This window comes from Streptomyces sp. GDS52 (assembly GCF_052246875.1).
GTDB lineage: Bacteria > Actinomycetota > Actinomycetes > Streptomycetales > Streptomycetaceae > Streptomyces > Streptomyces cathayae.
The window spans coordinates 3341347-3359092 of sequence record NZ_CM125966.1 but is presented as its reverse complement, the minus strand read 5'-3'; the positions used below and the strand labels follow the sequence as shown (position 1 = coordinate 3359092).

Here is a 17746-nt window from a genome sequence, read left to right as displayed (position 1 = left end):
CTCCCGAACCTGTTCGAGTGCCCGCCGGGGCCGGCAGCCCTCGGCGGGCCCCGGCGGGCACGGGGTGTCAGGTCACTCCACGTGTTCGTCCGCCACCGACAGGGCCGAGTCCAGTGCCGCCAGGCCCTCCTTCAGCTCGGTCTCGGTCGTGTTGCACGGCGGCACCACATGGGTGCGGTTCATGTTCACGAAGGGCCACAGCCCGCCCGCCTTCGCGGCCGCCGCGAACGCGGCCATGGGGGCGTTCGCCTCGCCGGCCGCGTTGTACGGCACCAGCGGCTCCCGGGTCTCCCGGTTCCGTACCAGCTCCAGCGCCCAGAACATGCCGACCCCGCGGACCTCGCCCACACTGGGGTGCCGCTCCGCGAGCTCGTGCAGCGCGGGTCCGACCACCGAGGTGCCGAGCCGCGCCGCGTTCTCGACGACGCCCTCCTCGGCCATGACCTCGATCGTCGCGACGGCCGCGGCGCAGGCCAGCGGATGCCCGGAGTACGTCAGCCCACCCGGGTACGGCCGCTTCCCGAACGTGTCGGCGATCGCCCCGGAGATCGCGACGCCGCCGAGCGGCACGTACCCGGAGTTCACGCCCTTCGCGAAGGTCAGCAGGTCCGGCACGACGTCGTACAGGTCCGCCGCGAACCACGTGCCGGTCCGGCCGAACCCGGCCATGACCTCGTCCAGGACGAAGACGATGCCGTACGTGTCGCACAGCGCACGCACCCCGGCGAGGTAACCGGGCGGCGGCGGCATGATGCCCGCCGTGCCCGGGACGGTCTCCAGGATGATCGCCGCGATCGTCGAGGGCCCCTCGAAGGTGATCGTCGCCTCCAGATGCTCGAGCGCCCGCGCGCACTCCTGCTCCTCGGTCTCGGCGTGGAAGCGGGAGCGGTACAGGAAGGGCGCCCAGAAGCGCACGACCCCGGCCGTGCCGCTGTCGGAGGCCCAGCGGCGCGGATCACCGGTGAGGTTCACGGTCTGCTGGGTGCCGCCGTGGTACGAGCGGTACGCGGAGAGCACCTTGGGCCGCCCGGTGTGCAGCCGCGCCATGCGCACGGCGTGCTCGACGGCGTCCGCGCCCCCGTTGGTGAAGAAGATCTTGTCGAGGTCGCCCGGTGTCCGCTCGGCGATCAGCCGTGCCGCCTCCGACCGCGCCTCGACGGCGAACGCGGGCGCGAACGTCGTCATCCGCGCGGCCTGCTCCTGGATCGCGGCGACGACCTTCGGGTGCTGGTAGCCGATGTTGGTGTAGACGAGGCCGCTGGTGAAGTCGAGGTAGCGCCGGCCGTCGTAGTCCCAGAAGTACGACCCCTGGGCCCCGGCGACGGCGAGCGGGTCGATGAGCTCCTGCGCGGACCAGGAGTGGAAGACGTGCGCACGGTCGGCGGCCTTCACGGCGGCCCCGGCCTCGGGGTTCGGCTGAGGAGTCATGGCGCCGAGGGTAGGCCGTGGCACCGGCCGCGCGACATCGGCGGGCTGTCCGCGGCCCGCCGCCTTCCGCGACAGAGCGTCGACGGCCGTCGCTACCGAAGGAGCCGGTGACCGGCGACCGGCGCGGTGGAGGCGTGCGGCGCGGCGGGGTTCGCACAGGCGGTCCACGCGGTGAACGCCTGTCCGCCGTGCGCGACGAACCGGGCCCTCCTGTTACGGAACCGTGGACGAAGCCCTGGTCACTCCGGACCCGGCCCGGTCTATTCTCGGGCTGTTGCTCACTGTGGGGGAAGGCGGCGCAACGATGGAGATGCACGGGCCGGGGGACGCCGCGGCGGGGGCGCCGGGCGACCGGCACCCGGAGAGGATCGGCGCGTACCGGCTGCTCGCGCGGCTCGGGGCCGGCGGAATGGGGCAGGTCTACCTGGCCCGTTCCGACCGGGGACGCACCGTCGCCGTCAAGCTGGTCCGCGAGGAGCTGGCCCAGCAGGAGGAGTTCCGGGCCCGTTTCCGCCAGGAGGTACAGGCCGCACGGCAGGTCGGCGGCGCCTGGACCGCGCCGGTGCTGGACGCGGACACCGAGGCCCCGGTGCCGTGGGTCGCCACCGGGTACGTCGCGGGGCCCAGCCTCCAGCAGGTGGTCGGGCGGGACCACGGCGCGCTGCCCGAGCGTTCGGTCCGCATTCTCGCCGCCGGTCTCGCGCACGCGCTGAAGGACATCCACGCCGTCGGCATCGTGCACCGCGACCTCAAGCCGTCCAACGTGCTCGTCACCATCGACGGGCCGCGCGTCATCGACTTCGGGATCGCGCGGGCGATGGAGACCGTGACCGACGGCGGACTCACCCGCACCGGCGCGCTCGTCGGCTCGCCCGGGTTCATGGCGCCGGAGCAGGTGCGCGGCGACCGGATCACCTCCGCCTGCGACGTCTTCTGCCTCGGCTCGGTGCTCGCCTACGCGGCCTCCGGGGAGCTTCCCTTCGGCACCGCCAACAGCGGTGTGCACGCCCTGATGTTCCGCATCGCCCAGGAGGAACCCGACCTCGGCCGGGTCCCCGAGGGCCTCGCCGACCTGGTGCGGGACTGCCTGAGGAAGGACCCCGCCCAGCGGCCCACGCTCGACCAGATCCTGGAGCGCACCGGTGCCGAGGACACCGTCGTCGACGGCCGCTCCCGCGATCCCTGGCTGCCGGGCGCCCTGGTCGCCCAGCTCGGCCGGCACGCCGTGCGGCTGCTGGACGCGGAGGCCCCGGAAGCGCCCCCGGCACTCCCGGCAGCGGCGGCACCCCCGGCAGCGGCGGCAGCGGCGGCGGGTGCGGCAGGGGCCGCCGGGCAGCCCACGCCGTCCGCACCGCCCGGGCCGCCCGCACCGGCTGCGCTCCCCGCACCGTCCACGCCGTCTGCGCCGTCTGGGCTTCCCGGACCGGACGGCTCCGCGCCCGCCGCCACCCCCGAGCACGCCCCCGCCCCCGACGCCTCCGCCCCACCGGAGCCCCCGCCCCACGCACCCGCCCCGCCCGCGCCGGGCACCCCCGGTGACGGGGCGCCGGTGAACCACCTGCCCACCCTGGTCGTCGGCCAGAGCACCACACCGCCCCCGGGCCCCAACCCGGGCAACCCGGCGATGGGGCAGGCCCCCGCCGCCTACGGCCATCCCCAGCAGCACCCCCAGCAGCACCCCCAGCCCCCCGGCTACGGCTACCCGTACAACGCCTACGGGGCCGCCGGCTCCACCCCGCCCTACGGCCCGCCGCCCTTCGGCTCCACCCCGCCCCCGTACGGCCCGGCGCAGGCACCGCGGAGCGACCGTTCCACCGCGCTGCTCGTCGTCATCGCGCTGGTCGTCGCGATCGCCGCCGGTGGCACGGTGTACGCGCTGATGAGCGGCAACGACGGCGGCAACAGCGCCGGCGGCGACCCCACGACCGCGGCGACCGACGACACGTCCCGGGGCACCGACCCGACCGCCGACGGCAAGGCCTCGCCCGGCCCGGACGGATCAGGTGGTGCGGGAGACACGGGCGACCCGACGCGGCCCGGCACCTCCGCGCCGACGGACGGGGCGATCCCGACCGGCTACCTGGGCAGTTGGTCCACGACCATCGACAACGCGAGCGGCCTGCACACCCGCACGCTGACCCTCCAGCAGGGCGAGGTGGGGGACACGGTCATGTCCCTCGTCGCCGACGGACCCACCGGCAACGGCACCTACCACTGCGTGTTCGAGGGCAGCCTCTCCGACGCCCCGGGCTCCGGCGACCGGCTGCGGATCGGCCCGTCCAGCGTGACGGTCGGCCAGCCGCGCAGCGCCTGCACCCCGGGGTCCGCCACCGAGATCACCCTCCGCCCCGACGGTTCCCTCCAGCGCGTGAACACCAGCAACGGCGAGCAGCTCGTCTACACCCGGGACTGAGACACCCGGCCGTCCCCCTGCCTCGGCTCACCTCGGCCTACCTCGGCTCCGGCGGGCGCTGCCGGGGCATGTTCGGCCGGGCCGGGCCCGGCGGGGCGGGGAAGCGGCCGTGCGGCGCGGCCGCATCGGGGCGGACCGGGCCCGCCGCGGCCCTCCGGACGCCCGGTGGCACGATCCCGCCGCGGAAGTCCGTCATCCAGTCCTCCGTCTCGGCCCGCACCAGCTCGCTCACGTCCTCCGAGAACCGCCGCAGCACCGACAGGCACCGCTCGGCCGCCTCGCTCGCGGTGCCCTCGGCCGGTCCCAGCACCTCACGGACGCACTCCGACGCCCAGTCGAACTGGAACGCCTGGAGCCGCCGCTGCACCGCCTGCGCGGTCGCCACGTCCCGCATCCAGCCGGACGTCACCCCGAAGAACCGGTCGGCGACCGCACACGCGACCGCCAGCAGCAGCGCCAGGTACCCCCAGGGAGTGGCCCCGACGGCCACCCGGGTCAGATCCAGCAGCAGCAGCGCCGCCCCGGTGACCGTCCCCGCCGCGGTCCCGGCGCGCAGGGCCCGCGCGCAGCGCCGCTTCCACACCCGGTCCGCGAGGTACCAGGCGGCGGTGTCCAGGGCCCCCCGCTCCACCCACCGGTACAGCTCGTCCAGCCGGAGCGCGGGCTCGCCCCAGTCCCCGAGCGGAAACACCCGCCCGGCCAGATCGCCCGGCCGCAGCCCGGCCGCCCCCTCGCCGGGACCGTCCTGCGGACGGTCCTCGGGCTGCATCTCCGGCTGACCCACCCCGTACTCCCTACTGACCTGACCCCTGCCGACTCCTGCCGACTCCTGCTCGACGCCGGCCCGGCGTCTGCTCGACGTCCGGCGCGGACGTGCCCGGCCCTTCCTATCGCCCAACGGGTGGGGCGCGTCGGGGGTTCGGCCGCTCTTCCGCCCGAAAGAGGGCCGTGATCAGGTAGAGGGCCCGACCGGGACTCACTCGAAAGAGTGCTGGGGCGACGGCCGCCCGGACCACGTAGGCTCGTGCCGAGCGGGAAAATCCCGTACGGACGGACCGACCAAGGAGCTGAATCGTGATCCCCGGTGGTGGCCAGCCCAACATGCAGCAGTTGCTCCAGCAGGCCCAGAAGATGCAGCAGGACCTGGCCAAGGCGCAGGAGGAACTCGCGCAGACGGAGATCGACGGCAAGGCGGGCGGCGGCCTGGTGACGGCGACCGTCACCGGCGGTGGCGAACTCCGGGCGCTGAAGATCGACCCGAAGGCGGTGGACCCCGAGGACACCGAGACCCTCGCGGACCTGATCGTCGCGGCCGTCCAGGCGGCCAACGAGAACGCTCAGACCATCCAGCAGCAGAAGCTCGGCCCGCTGGCCCAGGGTTTGGGCGGCGGCGGCATTCCCGGTCTGCCCTTCTAAGACGGGGCGCGGGCCTCTACGGTACGTACTGAAGAAAACCAGGAAGGACGGCAGTCCGTTGTACGAAGGCGTGGTGCAGGATCTCATCGACGAACTCGGGCGGCTGCCCGGCGTCGGTCCGAAGAGCGCCCAGCGGATCGCCTTCCACATCCTCCAGGCGGAGCCGACGGACGTACGGCGTCTCGCCCACGCCCTGATGGAAGTGAAGGCGAAGGTCCGCTTCTGCGCGACCTGCGGCAACGTGGCGCAGGAGGAGTTCTGCAACATCTGCCGTGACACCCGCCGCGACCGCGCGGTCATCTGTGTCGTGGAGGAGCCCAAGGACGTTGTGGCCATCGAGCGCACCCGCGAGTTCCGGGGCCGCTACCACGTCCTGGGCGGCGCGATCAGCCCGATCGACGGGGTGGGCCCCGACGATCTGCGCATCCGGGAACTGCTGGCCCGGCTGGCCGACGGCACGGTCACCGAGCTGATCCTGGCCACGGACCCGAATCTGGAGGGCGAGGCCACGGCCACGTACCTCGCCCGCATGATCAAGCCCATGGGCCTGAAGGTCACCCGTCTGGCCAGCGGCCTCCCGGTGGGCGGCGACCTGGAGTACGCGGACGAGGTCACTCTCGGGCGGGCCTTCGAGGGGAGACGACTCCTAGATGTCTGACGCCACGCTGCACGCGACCGACCGGGACCCGGACGACTTCTCGGTCCAGATCGCGGATCAGATCGAGAGCTTCCTGGTCGCCGTCACGGAGGTCGCCAAGGGCGACGAGCCCGACTCGACGGTTCCCTTCCTCCTGCTGGAGGTCTCCCAGCTCATGCTGGCCGGCGGCCGGCTGGGCGCCCACGAGGACATCCTCCCCGAGGAACGGTACGAGCCCGACCCGGGCCCGGAGGCCGACGTGGACGAACTCCGCGAGAACCTCGCCCGGCTGCTGGAGCCGGTCGACGTCTACTCCGAGGTCTTCGACCCCTACGAGCCCCGCACGGCGCCCGTCCCGGCCCGGATCTCCGACGACCTCACCGACGTCATCACCGACCTCCGCCACGGCATGGTCCACTACCGGGCTGGCCGTACCACCGAAGCGCTGTGGTGGTGGCAGTTCTCCTACTTCTCCAACTGGGGCTCCACCGCGTCGGCGACCCTGCGCGCCCTCCAGTCCGTCGTCGCCCACGTCCGCCTCGACCAGCCCCTGCCCGCCCTCGACGGCCTCGACACCGACCAGGGCATGGGCGACGACACCCTCGAGTTCGAGGCGGGCAAGGTCATGGCGGAGGAGATCGGCACCCCCCTGGGCATGCGCCCGGTCATATGAAGGAGCCGGTGTTCCCGAAACGGTGGGCGGGGGAGGGACCTCTTCGCTGAAGACGTGAGCAATCGGCGGGAAGGTGTCACTTCGCCGCTCAGATGAGCGCCATGGGGGCAGTTCCGGCCGAAGTGCTCACGTCTTGCAGCGGGTGGGCGGCATGGACGACCGCGTGTACGTCGGCAACGCGGGCAAGGACGCGGCGCTGGACCGGGGCTGGATCCTCGGGCACTTCAAGGACCTCGACGATCCGCGCCACAGCGAGGCCGTGGAGATCAAGTGGGGTGTCCACCCTCGCGGCGACGAGCGGGTGCGGTGGGTGCGGGGCGAGGAACGCACAGCCCTCCTGGTGCTCGTCAGCGGCCGTTTCCGGGTGGAACTTCCCGGCCGCAGCGTCCTGCTGGAGGAGCAGGGCGATTACGTCGTGTGGGGGCGGGGAGTCGACCACTCCTGGTACGCGGAGGAGGAGTCGGTGGTACTGACCGTCCGCTGGCCGTCCGTCCCCGGCTACGCAGTGGCAGAGAGCGAGGAAACCTGATGAGCCGGTACAGCAGCTGGACGGATGCCAAGCGCCGGATCCGGGAGAACCAGCCCGAGGTGTCCGACGCCGAACGGGCGGCCCGCAAGCAGGCCGCGCGTACGGCGACCGAGGCCTACGTGGTGGGTCACCACCTGCGTGAGATCCGCGAGGAGCAAGGGCTGACGCAGGCGCAGGCGGCCGCGGCGGTGGGAATCTCCCAGGCCAGGGCCTCCCAGATCGAGCGGGGAGAGATCCACAACCTGGAGTCCATGCGCACGTACGCGGAGGCACTCGGGGCCAGGATCACGGTGACGATCGAGTACCGCGACCGAACGGCGGGTGTGGCCTGACCGAGGCGTCGGCCGCCGGTACGGGGCGGGAGGACGTGGTCGTGGGGTGGCCGTGAGGGTGTGACGCGGGTCGCTTTTCCGAGTGGGGGGCTTCGGGTGGGGCATGAGCCCTCCTGTACGGGTGCCCGGGAGTCTCACGATGCGGTATCGGCGAGGCGTTTTTCGGGTGCCCGATAGAATGAGCCGATCACGGTGTGCGCACATGTGCGCAGAACGTGGGACAACGACGGAATGAGCGAGGAGCGCACGTGGGCCTTGTCGTGCAGAAGTACGGAGGCTCCTCCGTAGCCGATGCCGAAGGCATCAAGCGCGTCGCCAAGAGGGTCGTGGAAGCCAAGCAGAACGGCCACCAGGTGGTCGTCGTGGTTTCCGCGATGGGCGACACGACGGACGAGTTGATCGATCTCGCCGAGCAGGTTTCCCCGATGCCTGCCGGGCGCGAGCTCGACATGCTGCTGACCGCGGGAGAGCGGATCTCCATGGCCCTGCTGGCCATGGCGATCAAAAACCTGGGCCACAACGCCCAGAGCTTCACCGGCAGCCAGGCAGGTGTCATCACCGACTCGGTCCACAACAAAGCCCGCATCATCGACGTCACACCCGGCCGGATCCGTGCCTCGGTGGACGAGGGCAACATCGCCATCGTCGCCGGTTTCCAGGGCGTCAGCCAGCAGGGCAAGAACATCACCACGCTCGGCCGCGGCGGCTCCGACACCACCGCGGTGGCCCTGGCGGCCGCCCTCGAGGCCGAGGTGTGCGAGATCTACACCGACGTCGACGGCGTGTTCACCGCCGACCCGCGCGTGGTGCCGAAGGCCCGGAAGATCGACTGGATCTCCACCGGCGACATGCTCGAACTGGCGGCCTCCGGGTCGAAGGTGCTGCTCCACCGCTGTGTGGAGTACGCCCGCCGGTACAACATCCCGATCCACGTCCGCTCGTCCTTCAGTGGGCTGCCGGGCACGTGGGTCAGCAGTGAGCCGATTCAGCGAGGGGACAAGAAGGTGGAGCAGGCGCTCATCTCCGGTGTCGCGCACGACACCTCCGAGGCCAAGGTCACGGTCGTCGGCGTGCCGGACAAGCCGGGCGAGGCGGCCTCGATCTTCCGTACGATCGCCGACGCCGAGATCAACATCGACATGGTCGTGCAGAACGTGTCGGCGGCCTCCACGGGCCTGACGGACATCTCGTTCACGCTGCCGGAGACCGAGGGCCCCAAGGCCATCGAGGCCCTGGAGAAGAACAAGGACGCCATCGGCTTCGAGTCCCTGCGCTACGACGACCAGATCGGCAAGATCTCGCTGGTCGGTGCCGGTATGAAGACCAACCCCGGGGTCACCGCCGACTTCTTCACCGCGCTGTCCGACGCGGGCGTGAACATCGAGCTGATCTCGACCTCCGAGATCCGTATCTCGGTCGTCACCCGCAAGGACGCCGTGGACGATGCCGTCCGCGCCGTGCACACCGCCTTCGGGCTGGACTCCGACAGCGACGAGGCCGTCGTCTACGGGGGCACCGGCCGCTGATGGGGCGGTCCGGACGGCCGGCACTCGCGGTCGTGGGAGCGACCGGGGCCGTCGGCACGGTGATGCTCCAGATCCTGTCCCAGCGGGCGGACATCTGGGGCGAGATCCGGCTGATCGCCTCCCCGCGCTCGGCCGGCCGCAAGCTGACCGTGCGCGGTGAACAGGTCGAGGTCGTGGCGCTCACCGAGGAGGCCTTCGACGGGATCGACGTCGCGCTGTTCGACGTCCCCGAGGAGGTCGCCGAGCGGTGGGCGCCCGTCGCCGTCGCACGGGGTGCGGTGGTGGTCGACAACTCCGGCGCCTTCCGGATGAACCCTCAGGTGCCGCTCGTCGTCCCCGAGGTCAACCCGCACGCCGTGCGGACGCGCCCGCGCGGGATCGTCGCCAACCCGAACTGCACCACCCTGTCGATGATCGTCGCGGTGGGCGCGCTGCACGCCGAGTTCGGGCTGCGCGAACTGGTCGTCTCCTCGTACCAGGCGGTCAGCGGCGCCGGGTACGAGGGCGTGCGCACCCTGCGGGAGCAGCTGTCCCTGGTGGCGGGTACGGAGCTGGGGACCGGCCCCGGTGACGTACGGCGGGCGGTGGGGGACAACACGGGCCCCTTCGCGGAGCCGGTCGCGCTGAACGTCGTGCCGTGGGCCGGGACGCTGCGCGAGGACGGCTGGTCCTCGGAGGAGATGAAGCTCCGCGACGAGTCCCGCAAGATCCTCGGCCTGGTGCGGCTCCCGGTCGCCGTGACCTGCGTACGGGTGCCGGTGATCACCACGCACTCGCTCACCGTGCACGCCCGCTTCGAGGACGAGGTCACCGTCGACGCGGCCCGTGAGATCCTCGCCACGGCACCCGGCGTCGTGCTGTACGACAACCCCGCCGCGGGCGAGTTCCCCACGCCCGCCGACGTCGTCGGCACCGATCCGACGTGGGTGGGGCGGGTACGGCGGGCGCTGGACGACCCGACGGCGCTCGAACTCTTCGTCTGCGGTGACAACTTGCGCAAGGGCGCCGCGCTCAACAGCGTGCAGACAGCCGAGCTGGTGGTGGCCGAGGCATAAATGATCCGTGGTCACGGAGAGGGCTTTGTAGGATCTTCGTGCGCCGTGCGATCCGACCGGGATGGTTCAGACCTCTTGATCCTTCCCGGCCGACAGCCGAAGATTTACTTTCCCGCCCCACGCAACCGAGCGTGGGGCGAGAAGCGTCTTTGCGGTCACCCCTGTTGTCGGGTGCGTGGGGGTGCGGTGGTCTTTCCGGGCGTGGGGACGTCCGGAGCCGGACGTGGGGACGTCCGTTCATATGAGGCATAGGGGAAGAGCGGACACATGAGGGCATTCGGTGTGCTGTCGAGGGTGCTGCCCGGTACGGAGGGCGGTCGGCCGGCGCCGGGCGCGGTAAACGTGACGCGCGACACGTACAACCCTCATGGGGGGAAGTGTGTCCAACTGGCGTGGCTGAGGTACTCGACTTCGCAACGCCGCGTGGCCCGGCTCTACGCCCGCCCCGCCAGGCTCTCCGACCCCGCAGGGCCGGTGCGTCCGGTGGCATGCCGGTGATCGCGCCGATGCCAGCGACGCGGCCTGCCCGCATACCGAGTCAGCGTGACGGCGGTGCCGACGACATCGTGGCGGCCGGCACGACCGTCGACCATCTCACCGAGACCTACCGCGCGCACTACCGCTCGCTGCTGGGTCTCGCGGCGCTGCTCCTCGACGACACCGCCTCCTGCGAGGACGTCGTCCAGGAGGCGTTCATCCGCGTCCACTCCGCCCGTAAACGCGTCCGGGACCCGGAGAAGACCCTGGCGTATCTGCGTCAGACGGTCGTCAACCTCTCCCGTTCCACGCTGCGTCGCCGCATCATCGGCCTGAAGCTGCTCTCCAAGCCCATGCCCGACATGGCGAGCGCGGAGGAAGGCGCCTACGACCTGCTGGAGCGCGACTCCCTCATCAAGGCGATGAAGGGGCTGCAGCGCCGTCAGCGCGAGGTGCTGGTGCTGCGGTACTTCGCGGACATGACCGAGGCGCAGGTGGCGGCGACGCTCGGTGTCTCGCTGGGCTCGGTGAAGGCGTACGGCTCGCGCGGGATCGCGGCGCTGCGAGTGGCCATGGGGGCGTCGGTATGAGCGGCGACAGGGGCACTCGCGGCGAGGAGCGCGGGCCGGAGGAGGACGGGCCCGAGAAGCGCGCGGCTGAGAAGCGGGTGGCTGAGGAGAGCACGGCCGGGGAGAGCGCGGCCGAGGCCGGGGAACGTGAGCCCGACGAACGTGTGTCCGGGGCCGACGGTCCCGGACCGTCCGACGGGGACGGCCTGCGCGTACTGCGTGGGTTGGTGTTCCCGACCGGGCAGCAGTCGAAGCAATCGCACGCTGGGAACGGAACTGTGAACGACGGCCTGGACGACCAGGGGCCCGAACAGGGGCCCGACCAGGGCACGGAGCGGCTCGACTCCGCCGAGCCGACCGGCTCGGACCGGCTGAGGGACTCGGACCGTTCGGGTCGGTCGGACCGGTCGGTCGAGTCGGCTGACTCGGACCGTCTCGCCGAGCCCGCCGAGCCCGCCGAGCCCGCCGAGCCGGTCGAGTCGGCCGAGTCGCCCGAGTCCGTTGAGTCGGCCGGACTGACCGAGTCGGCTGAGCTGGACGAGTCGGCCGAGCTGGACGTGCGGAGTCTGCTGCACCGCTCGGTGGGTGAGATGGAGCCGCGCGAGGGCTCGCTGGAATACCTGCAGCGCGCGGTCCCCGCCCGCCGGGCGCGCAAGCGGCAGATCCTCGTCGGCGCGGCGGCCGCGGCCCTCTTCCTCGGTACGGCCGTCCCGGCCCTGGTGCACGTCTCGAACGTCACCGGTTCGGACGCCAACCCGTTCGCCATCGGCCATGCTTCGGAGACGGAGGGCAGCACCGGCGAGGGCAAGAAGACCGGCGGCGGCGAGACCACCGCGGGCGGTACCTCGAACCAGGTCGAGGGGACCGACAAGAACGGCAAGGGCGAGAAGGGCAAGGAGAAGGGCGCGGGGCCCGGCTCGAGCACGGGTGAGCCGGAGAAGGCGGACCCCTCGTCGAGCGCGGCGACCGGGGTGACCGCCTGCACGGCCGCACAGCTCGGACCGGCCGTCGCGAGCAGCGTCGCCCCCGACTCGACCGGTGCGGTCTACGGCTCCTTCCGGGTCGCCAACGTGTCCGCGGCGAGCTGTACCGTCGGCGGGCCCGGAAGCGTGAACGCGGCTCCGCTGGGCGCGGCCGACCCCGCCAAGGTGGGCTCGGCCCGGCATGTGGCGGGGGACGCGGCGGCCGGTCTGCCCGACCCGTCCCTGGAGTCGGCGCCGCTGGTGCTCAAGCCGGGTGAGGCGTACGACGTGAAGTTCGCCTGGGTGCCTTCCGAGACCTGTCCCACGGACGGCGGGACCGGTGGCGAGACGGGGGGCGACACCGAGGAACCCACGCCCGACCCGAGCCCCTCGCAGGAGGAGCCCACGACCAACAGCGGCACGTCCACGGGCGGCAGCACCGGAACGGCGGCCCAGCTCCTCAAGGCGGACGGCCCGGTCGAGGGAAGTGTGACCGTGACGTACACCGCGGCGACGGGGGGCACGGCGACCGTCACGGTGGCCAACGCCTGCGCGGGCACCGTCTACTGGACGGGGCTGCTGACGAGCTGACGCGGGCGGACCGGGACGGACGTCCCGGTCCGGTCACACCCCCGAGTCACACCCCTGACGGGCTGGACTGCCTCTCGTCCGCTTCCGGCTCGCGCTCCTGCGGCTCGTCCGGGGCCAGGCCCAGTTCCGCGTCCCGGGCGAGCTCCACCTCGCGACGCAGCAGGCGGAACCACATGAAGACGACGAAGCCCACGAAGGCGAACCACTCGGCGGTGTAGCCGAGGTTCTGGAACGCCTTGAGGTCCAGCCCGGTACCGCCGGCCGCGACCGCGGGCACCGGCCGCATCCCCGCGTCGCCCTCGTTGAGGGTGATCCACGCTTCGTACATGTCGTGCGGCACCAGGTTCACCAGCGACGCCGCGCTGATCGCGGCGATCTGCCCCTCCGGCAGGCCGCTGCGGGCGCTGACGCCGTGGCTGCCGGGGGTCTCGGACGCCTGGAGCGCCCCGGTGACGGTGACCTCGCCGTCCGGCGGCGCGGGCGCCCCGGCCGGGTCGGGCTCGCCGGGCAGCCAGCCGCGGACGACGGGCAGCACCTTGCCGTGGTCGGTGTGCAGCAGGGTCAGGACGTAGTGGCCGGGTGCGCCGTCGAGGTTCCGGTCGGGCACGAGGAGCTGTTCCTCGTAGCGGCCGCTCGTCGTGGCCTGCTTGCCGGAGGTCGCCTTGGTCACCGGCAGCAGTGTGTCCAGCGGCCGGGCCTTCTCCTGCTGGGAGGCGGCGGCCTGCTCCTCGGCTCCGCGGTGGCTGTCGACACGGTCCTCGAAGCGGCTCAGCTGCCAGGAACCCATGAAGATGCAGAAGGGGATGGCGAGCAGCACGAAGACGTTGATCCCCCACCAGCGGGGCGTCAGCAGAAACCGGTACACACCCTTACGGTACGGGGCCGGGTGGAAAGACCGGTTCGCGGGGCGGCCCTCGAGGCTCCACGCGCCCCCCCCCGCGGCCCCGTGGTCACCGGGACGGGTGAGGCTCCGGGGTGACCCGTGGCGGCGACGGGGGAGCCGGCCCCGGGGGGAGATCCGGTGCGGGTTGTCCACAGGCTGGGGACCTCGGCGGCGCGACACCCTCCGGGGCGGGCAGTATGGGGCCATGACTGAGAGCAACGAGTCCGGCGCAGCGGCGCGGCGGACGGACCGGACCGAGCCAGTACGACAGGGCGAGCGGATGCCCGACTGGGAGAAGCGCTTCCGGGCGCCCCGGGTCTCCCTGCCCGACTGGGCGGAGGACGCCCCCGACCGTTCCCTGTTCGTGTCGAACGCGACGGGGACGTACGAGCTGTACGCCTGGGACCGGTCGACGGGCGAGCAGCGCCAGGTGACGGACCGGCCCAACGGGACCACGGACGGCGTGCTCTCGCCGGACGGCGAGTGGATCTGGTGGTTCGACGACAAGGACGGCGACGAGTTCGGCGTCTGGCGCCGGCAGCGGTTCGCGGGCGGCCCCGACGAACTCGCCGCCGAGGGCCTGCACGCCTCGTACCCGGCCGGTCTCGCCCTCGCCCGGGACGGGCGTACGGCGGTCGTGGGCCGTTCCACGGACGAGGACGGTACGACGATCCACCTCGTGCGCACCGGCGAGGAGCCCGTGGAGATCTACCGGCACCGCGAGTCGGCGGGGGTCGGCGACCTCTCCCACGACGGCTCGCTCATCGCCCTCGAGCACACGGAGCACGGCGACGCGATGCACTCCGCGCTGCGTGTGCTGCGCCCCGACGGCACGCCGGTCGCCGAACTGGACGACACCAAGGGCGGCACCGAGGAACTGGGTCTGGAGGTGCTGGGCTTCGCCCCGCTCGACGGCGACACGCGGCTGCTCATCGGCCATCAGCGGCGCGGCCGCTGGGAGCCCCTGGTGTGGGACGTGGCGACGGGCGAGGAGACGGACCTCGCCCTGGAGCTGCCGGGTGACGTGAGCGCCGAGTGGTTCCCGGACGGCACGGGCCTGCTGATCGCGCACAGCTTCGAGGCCCGCAGCGAACTGTTCCGCTACGACCTGGCGGGCCCCGAGCTGCTGGAGATCGACACCCCGCCCGGCACGGTCTCGGGCGCGACGGCCCGCCCGGACGGCAGCGTGGAGTACCTGTGGTCGTCGTCGGCCCAGCCGTCGGCGGTCCGCTCCACGGCCGGCGGGGTCGTCCTGGACCCGCCGGGCATGAAGTCGCCCGGTTCGGTGCCGGTGGAGGACGTGTGGGTGGAGGGCCCCGGCGGCCGGATCCACGCCCTGGTCCAGAAGCCCGCGGGCGCGAGCGGCCCGCTGCCCACGGTCTTCGACATCCACGGCGGCCCCACCTGGCACGACAGCGACTCCTTCGCCGCGGGCCCGGCCGCCTGGGTCGACCACGGCTACGCGGTGGTCCGCGTCAACTACCGCGGTTCCACGGGCTACGGCCGCGCCTGGACCGACGCGCTGAAGCACCGGGTCGGTCTGATCGAGCTGGAGGACATCGCCGCGGTCCGCGAGTGGGCGATCACCTCGGGCCTCGCGGACCCGGAGCGTCTCGTCCTCACCGGCGGTTCCTGGGGCGGCTACCTCACCCTCCTGGGCCTGGGCACCCAGCCCGACGCGTGGACGCTGGGCATCGCGGTGGTCCCGGTCGCCGACTACGTCACGGCGTACCACGACGAGATGGAGGCGCTGAAGGCCATGGACCGTACGCTCCTCGGCGGCACCCCCGAGGAGGTTCCCGAGCGGTTCGAGGCGTCCTCCCCGATCACCTACGTCGACCGGGTGAAGGCACCGGTCTACATCTCGGCCGGGGTGAACGACCCGCGCTGCCCGATCCGCCAGATCGAGAACTACGTCCACCGCCTCCAGTCCCGCGACGCCCCCCACGAGGTCTACCGCTACGACGCGGGCCACGGCTCCCTGGTGGTCGACGAGCGGATCAAGCAGGTACGCCTGGAGCTGGACTTCGCGGAACGGTACCTGGGGAAGCAGGGCTGAGCGGGCAGGGCTGAGCAGGCAGGGAGCAGGCAGGGAGCGGGAGGAGGAGCGGGGAGGGCCGGGGCGGCTGAGGGGCGAGGCGCTTTCCGGGCTGCGGCCCGGGGAGCACCGGCCGCCCCGGGTCACGTCACGACCCGGACCGCTCCCTCCCCCTGCGCCGGAGCAGTTCCGCCAGCCCTCGCCGGGTGGCGCCCAGCACCACCCGGTCCTCGCTGCGCAAGACGTACGTGTCGGGCAGGTCCCAGATCAGCCCCGACGCCTCCGCCCCCGCCGGACCGGCGCCGCCGTTCGCGCCCCTGTCCCTGTGTCCGGAACCCCCGGGAGGCCCGGGGGTTCCGGGGGCTCCCGGGGCTCCGGGATTCCCGGGCCCGTTTCCGCCGCGGTGTCCGTCCCCGCCCGTGCCCGGCGGGCGTACCCCCGTGGCCGCCGTGTCCAGGGCCAGCACCCGCCACGCCCCGGCCCGGAACGCCTCACCGACCGTCCTGCCCTCCAACTGCGGATGCCCGCCCACGGTCAGCGCCGCGAACACCAGCACCCGCCGCTCGACCGGGATCGCCCCCAGGATCTGCCGGCCCATCATCGCCCCCGCGAACGCGGGCGCGGCCAGGTGGGAGACGCTGCGGCTCCGGGTCAGGGCGCCGGGATGCGCGGCCCGCAGGGTGCGGTACACGGCCGTCGCGAACTCGTCGTCGTACAGCCGCAGGACGACCCGCAGATCGGACCGCAGGGACCGCGCGTACAGCACGGCCTCCAGATTCGTGGTGTCGGCGCTGGTCAGCGCGAGCAGCGCGTCGGCCCGCTGGATCTTCGCGGCCTCCAGCACGCCCTCCTGCGTGACGTCCCCGAGCACCACCGGCACGCCCAGCCGCCGCGCCGTGGCCATGCCCCGTGCCTCCGGGTCGGCCTCGACGCACACCACGGGGATGTGCAACTCGTGCAGCCGCGTCAGCACCCGGGTGCCGATCTTGCCGAGCCCCAGCAGCACCAGATGCCCGCTCAGCCCGCGCGGCGGCTTCCGCACCGTCGAGGCGGTACGGAACGTCCCCAGCGCCTCCAGTACCGCCGCCACCATCACCGGCAGCATCAGCAACCCGACTATCCCCGACAGCAGTTGCAGGATCTGCTCGCTCATGGACGCGTTGTGCGCGGGATCGTTGATCGAGAAGAGGTCCAGCAGGGTGACGTAGGTGGCGTGCAGCGGATCGTCCTTCGTGACCAGGGTGAGGGTCACCGTCAGCGCCACCACGGCCGCCGCCAGCCCCGCCAGCGACCACCGCAGCCGCCGCGAGAACAGGGAGGCGAAGGGCGGCACCTGGGCCCGCACCACCGGCAACGGCGGTCCGGAGTACGACACCTGCTCCAGCACCATCGTGCCGCGTCCGGTCGCCGCCGCGACGGCGTCCGCGTCGGGCAGCATCTGCGGCCCCTGGTCGCCGCTGTCCTCCGAACCCTCTGCCCCACCCGGGTCGTGGCTCGTCGCGGAGAGCAGTGCCAGGGTGCACAGCCCGGGATCGGCCACCTCGCCGGGGCGCGGCGGGCGCCGTTCCACCGCGCGCAGCATCAGCCCGTCGGTGTCGACGATCTTGCTGGTGCCGACGAGCGCGGTGGCGGCCAGGGCGGGCGCGGCCGTGTCGGCGTCGGACAGCACGGTGGTGGAGATGTCGGCGCCGGGGTACCCGTTCCCGTGCGGGTCGCCGCCGGCCAACTCGGCTGCCTGGTCGAGCAGTTCCTCTATGTGCCGGCCCAGGCGGCGGTTGTAGAGGCGCAGCACGAGACGCAGCCGGGGGTTGATCCGGCGGGCGGTGAGGGCGGCACGGATGTTGGTCTCGTCGTCGTCGTACACCAGGGCCAGTGCGGCGGCCCGCGCCACGCCCACCTCGGCGAGCACGGCGTCGGTCGGCTCGGCGGCCTCCACCCGCCGCTGGTCGGACGCGCCGTCGGAACCGCCGTTGCCGTTGCCGTTGCCGTTTCCGCGGTTGACGGTGGCGTTCACGAACCGGTCGAGCAGGGCGGCGGAGGCCGCGCGGGCCCGCCCGACCACGGGTTCCCGCACCCGGAGTCCGGAGGGCGGCACGACGAGGGTGACTTGTTCGCCGTACACGCCCCGCAGTTCGGCGGCGAGCCGATGCGCGAGTCCGTCGTCCCCGCACACCACCATGTGTGCGGGGGGATCGTCCGGCGGGGTCTGATTCGGAA

At 72.7% G+C, this 17746-nt stretch carries 15 protein-coding genes; 11 read left to right on the top strand and 4 right to left on the bottom strand.

The genetic code is table 11. The features are described from left to right. Positions 1-72 precede the first annotated feature (72 nt). Positions 73-1428: an aspartate aminotransferase family protein gene (locus tag ACTWJ9_RS15210; protein ID WP_443294302.1), complete on the bottom strand. Its 1356-nt coding sequence runs from the start codon at positions 1426-1428 to the stop codon at positions 73-75. A 304-nt stretch (positions 1429-1732) separates the two neighbouring features. Between ACTWJ9_RS15210 and ACTWJ9_RS15205 the strand changes: the two genes are divergently transcribed. Next, positions 1733-3841, top strand: coding sequence for a serine/threonine-protein kinase (locus ACTWJ9_RS15205; RefSeq protein ID WP_443295889.1), 2109 nt, complete (start codon positions 1733-1735; stop codon positions 3839-3841). A gap of 37 nt (positions 3842-3878) precedes the next feature. Here ACTWJ9_RS15205 and ACTWJ9_RS15200 read toward each other — a convergent pair whose 3' ends face one another. Continuing rightward, positions 3879-4625, bottom strand: coding sequence for an SLATT domain-containing protein (locus ACTWJ9_RS15200; protein ID WP_279334759.1), 747 nt, complete (start codon positions 4623-4625; stop codon positions 3879-3881). 290 nt (positions 4626-4915) lie between these two features. Between ACTWJ9_RS15200 and ACTWJ9_RS15195 the strand changes: the two genes are divergently transcribed. The 9 genes from ACTWJ9_RS15195 (at position 4916) to ACTWJ9_RS15155 (ending at position 12608) form a co-directional block, all read left to right on the top strand. After that, positions 4916-5257 (top strand): YbaB/EbfC family nucleoid-associated protein, encoded by a 342-nt coding sequence (locus ACTWJ9_RS15195; protein ID WP_279334758.1) that lies wholly within the window; start codon positions 4916-4918, stop codon positions 5255-5257. Between the two features lie 58 nt (positions 5258-5315). After that, positions 5316-5915: a recombination mediator RecR gene (gene recR / locus ACTWJ9_RS15190; protein ID WP_109377195.1), complete on the top strand. Its 600-nt coding sequence runs from the start codon at positions 5316-5318 to the stop codon at positions 5913-5915. Continuing rightward, positions 5908-6567, top strand: a complete 660-nt coding sequence (locus tag ACTWJ9_RS15185) for a DUF5063 domain-containing protein (RefSeq protein ID WP_279334757.1) — start codon at positions 5908-5910, stop codon at positions 6565-6567. The genes recR and ACTWJ9_RS15185 overlap by 8 nt, the downstream gene beginning before the upstream one ends. 151 nt (positions 6568-6718) lie before the next feature. Continuing rightward, positions 6719-7096 (top strand): signal peptidase I, encoded by a 378-nt coding sequence (locus ACTWJ9_RS15180; protein WP_279334756.1) that lies wholly within the window; start codon positions 6719-6721, stop codon positions 7094-7096. Continuing rightward, the gene (locus ACTWJ9_RS15175; protein WP_279334755.1) at positions 7096-7428 is read left to right on the top strand and encodes a helix-turn-helix domain-containing protein; all 333 of its coding nucleotides are present in this window, start codon (positions 7096-7098) and stop codon (positions 7426-7428) included. Before ACTWJ9_RS15180 ends, ACTWJ9_RS15175 begins: the two co-directional genes overlap by 1 nt. A 248-nt stretch (positions 7429-7676) precedes the next feature. Next, complete coding sequence (locus ACTWJ9_RS15170) at positions 7677-8954, top strand: aspartate kinase (protein WP_279334754.1); 1278 nt, start codon at positions 7677-7679, stop codon at positions 8952-8954. Further along, a complete protein-coding gene (locus ACTWJ9_RS15165) occupies positions 8954-10009 on the top strand; it encodes an aspartate-semialdehyde dehydrogenase (RefSeq protein WP_279334753.1) in 1056 nt (351 codons plus the stop codon). The genes ACTWJ9_RS15170 and ACTWJ9_RS15165 overlap by 1 nt, the downstream gene beginning before the upstream one ends. A 392-nt stretch (positions 10010-10401) precedes the next feature. Beyond that, positions 10402-11076 carry a SigE family RNA polymerase sigma factor gene (locus ACTWJ9_RS15160; RefSeq protein ID WP_387036011.1) on the top strand — a complete coding sequence of 225 codons (675 nt, stop codon included), beginning with the start codon at positions 10402-10404 and terminating at the stop codon, positions 11074-11076. Next, the gene (locus tag ACTWJ9_RS15155; protein WP_443295844.1) at positions 11073-12608 is read left to right on the top strand and encodes a hypothetical protein; all 1536 of its coding nucleotides are present in this window, start codon (positions 11073-11075) and stop codon (positions 12606-12608) included. Before ACTWJ9_RS15160 ends, ACTWJ9_RS15155 begins: the two co-directional genes overlap by 4 nt. 46 nt (positions 12609-12654) lie before the next feature. On the opposite strand, the gene ACTWJ9_RS15150 is transcribed toward ACTWJ9_RS15155, so the two are convergent. Beyond that, the gene (locus tag ACTWJ9_RS15150) at positions 12655-13473 is read right to left on the bottom strand and encodes an SURF1 family protein (RefSeq protein WP_387036007.1); all 819 of its coding nucleotides are present in this window, start codon (positions 13471-13473) and stop codon (positions 12655-12657) included. Positions 13474-13696: 223 nt separating this feature from the next. On the opposite strand from ACTWJ9_RS15150, the gene ACTWJ9_RS15145 reads away from it, so the two are divergent. After that, on the top strand, positions 13697-15550 hold the full coding sequence (locus tag ACTWJ9_RS15145) for a S9 family peptidase (RefSeq protein WP_279334749.1): 1854 nt from the start codon (positions 13697-13699) through the stop codon (positions 15548-15550). A 127-nt stretch (positions 15551-15677) separates the two neighbouring features. On the opposite strand, the gene ACTWJ9_RS15140 is transcribed toward ACTWJ9_RS15145, so the two are convergent. After that, positions 15678-17708 carry a potassium channel family protein gene (locus ACTWJ9_RS15140; RefSeq protein WP_387036070.1) on the bottom strand — a complete coding sequence of 677 codons (2031 nt, stop codon included), beginning with the start codon at positions 17706-17708 and terminating at the stop codon, positions 15678-15680. Positions 17709-17746 lie beyond the last annotated feature (38 nt).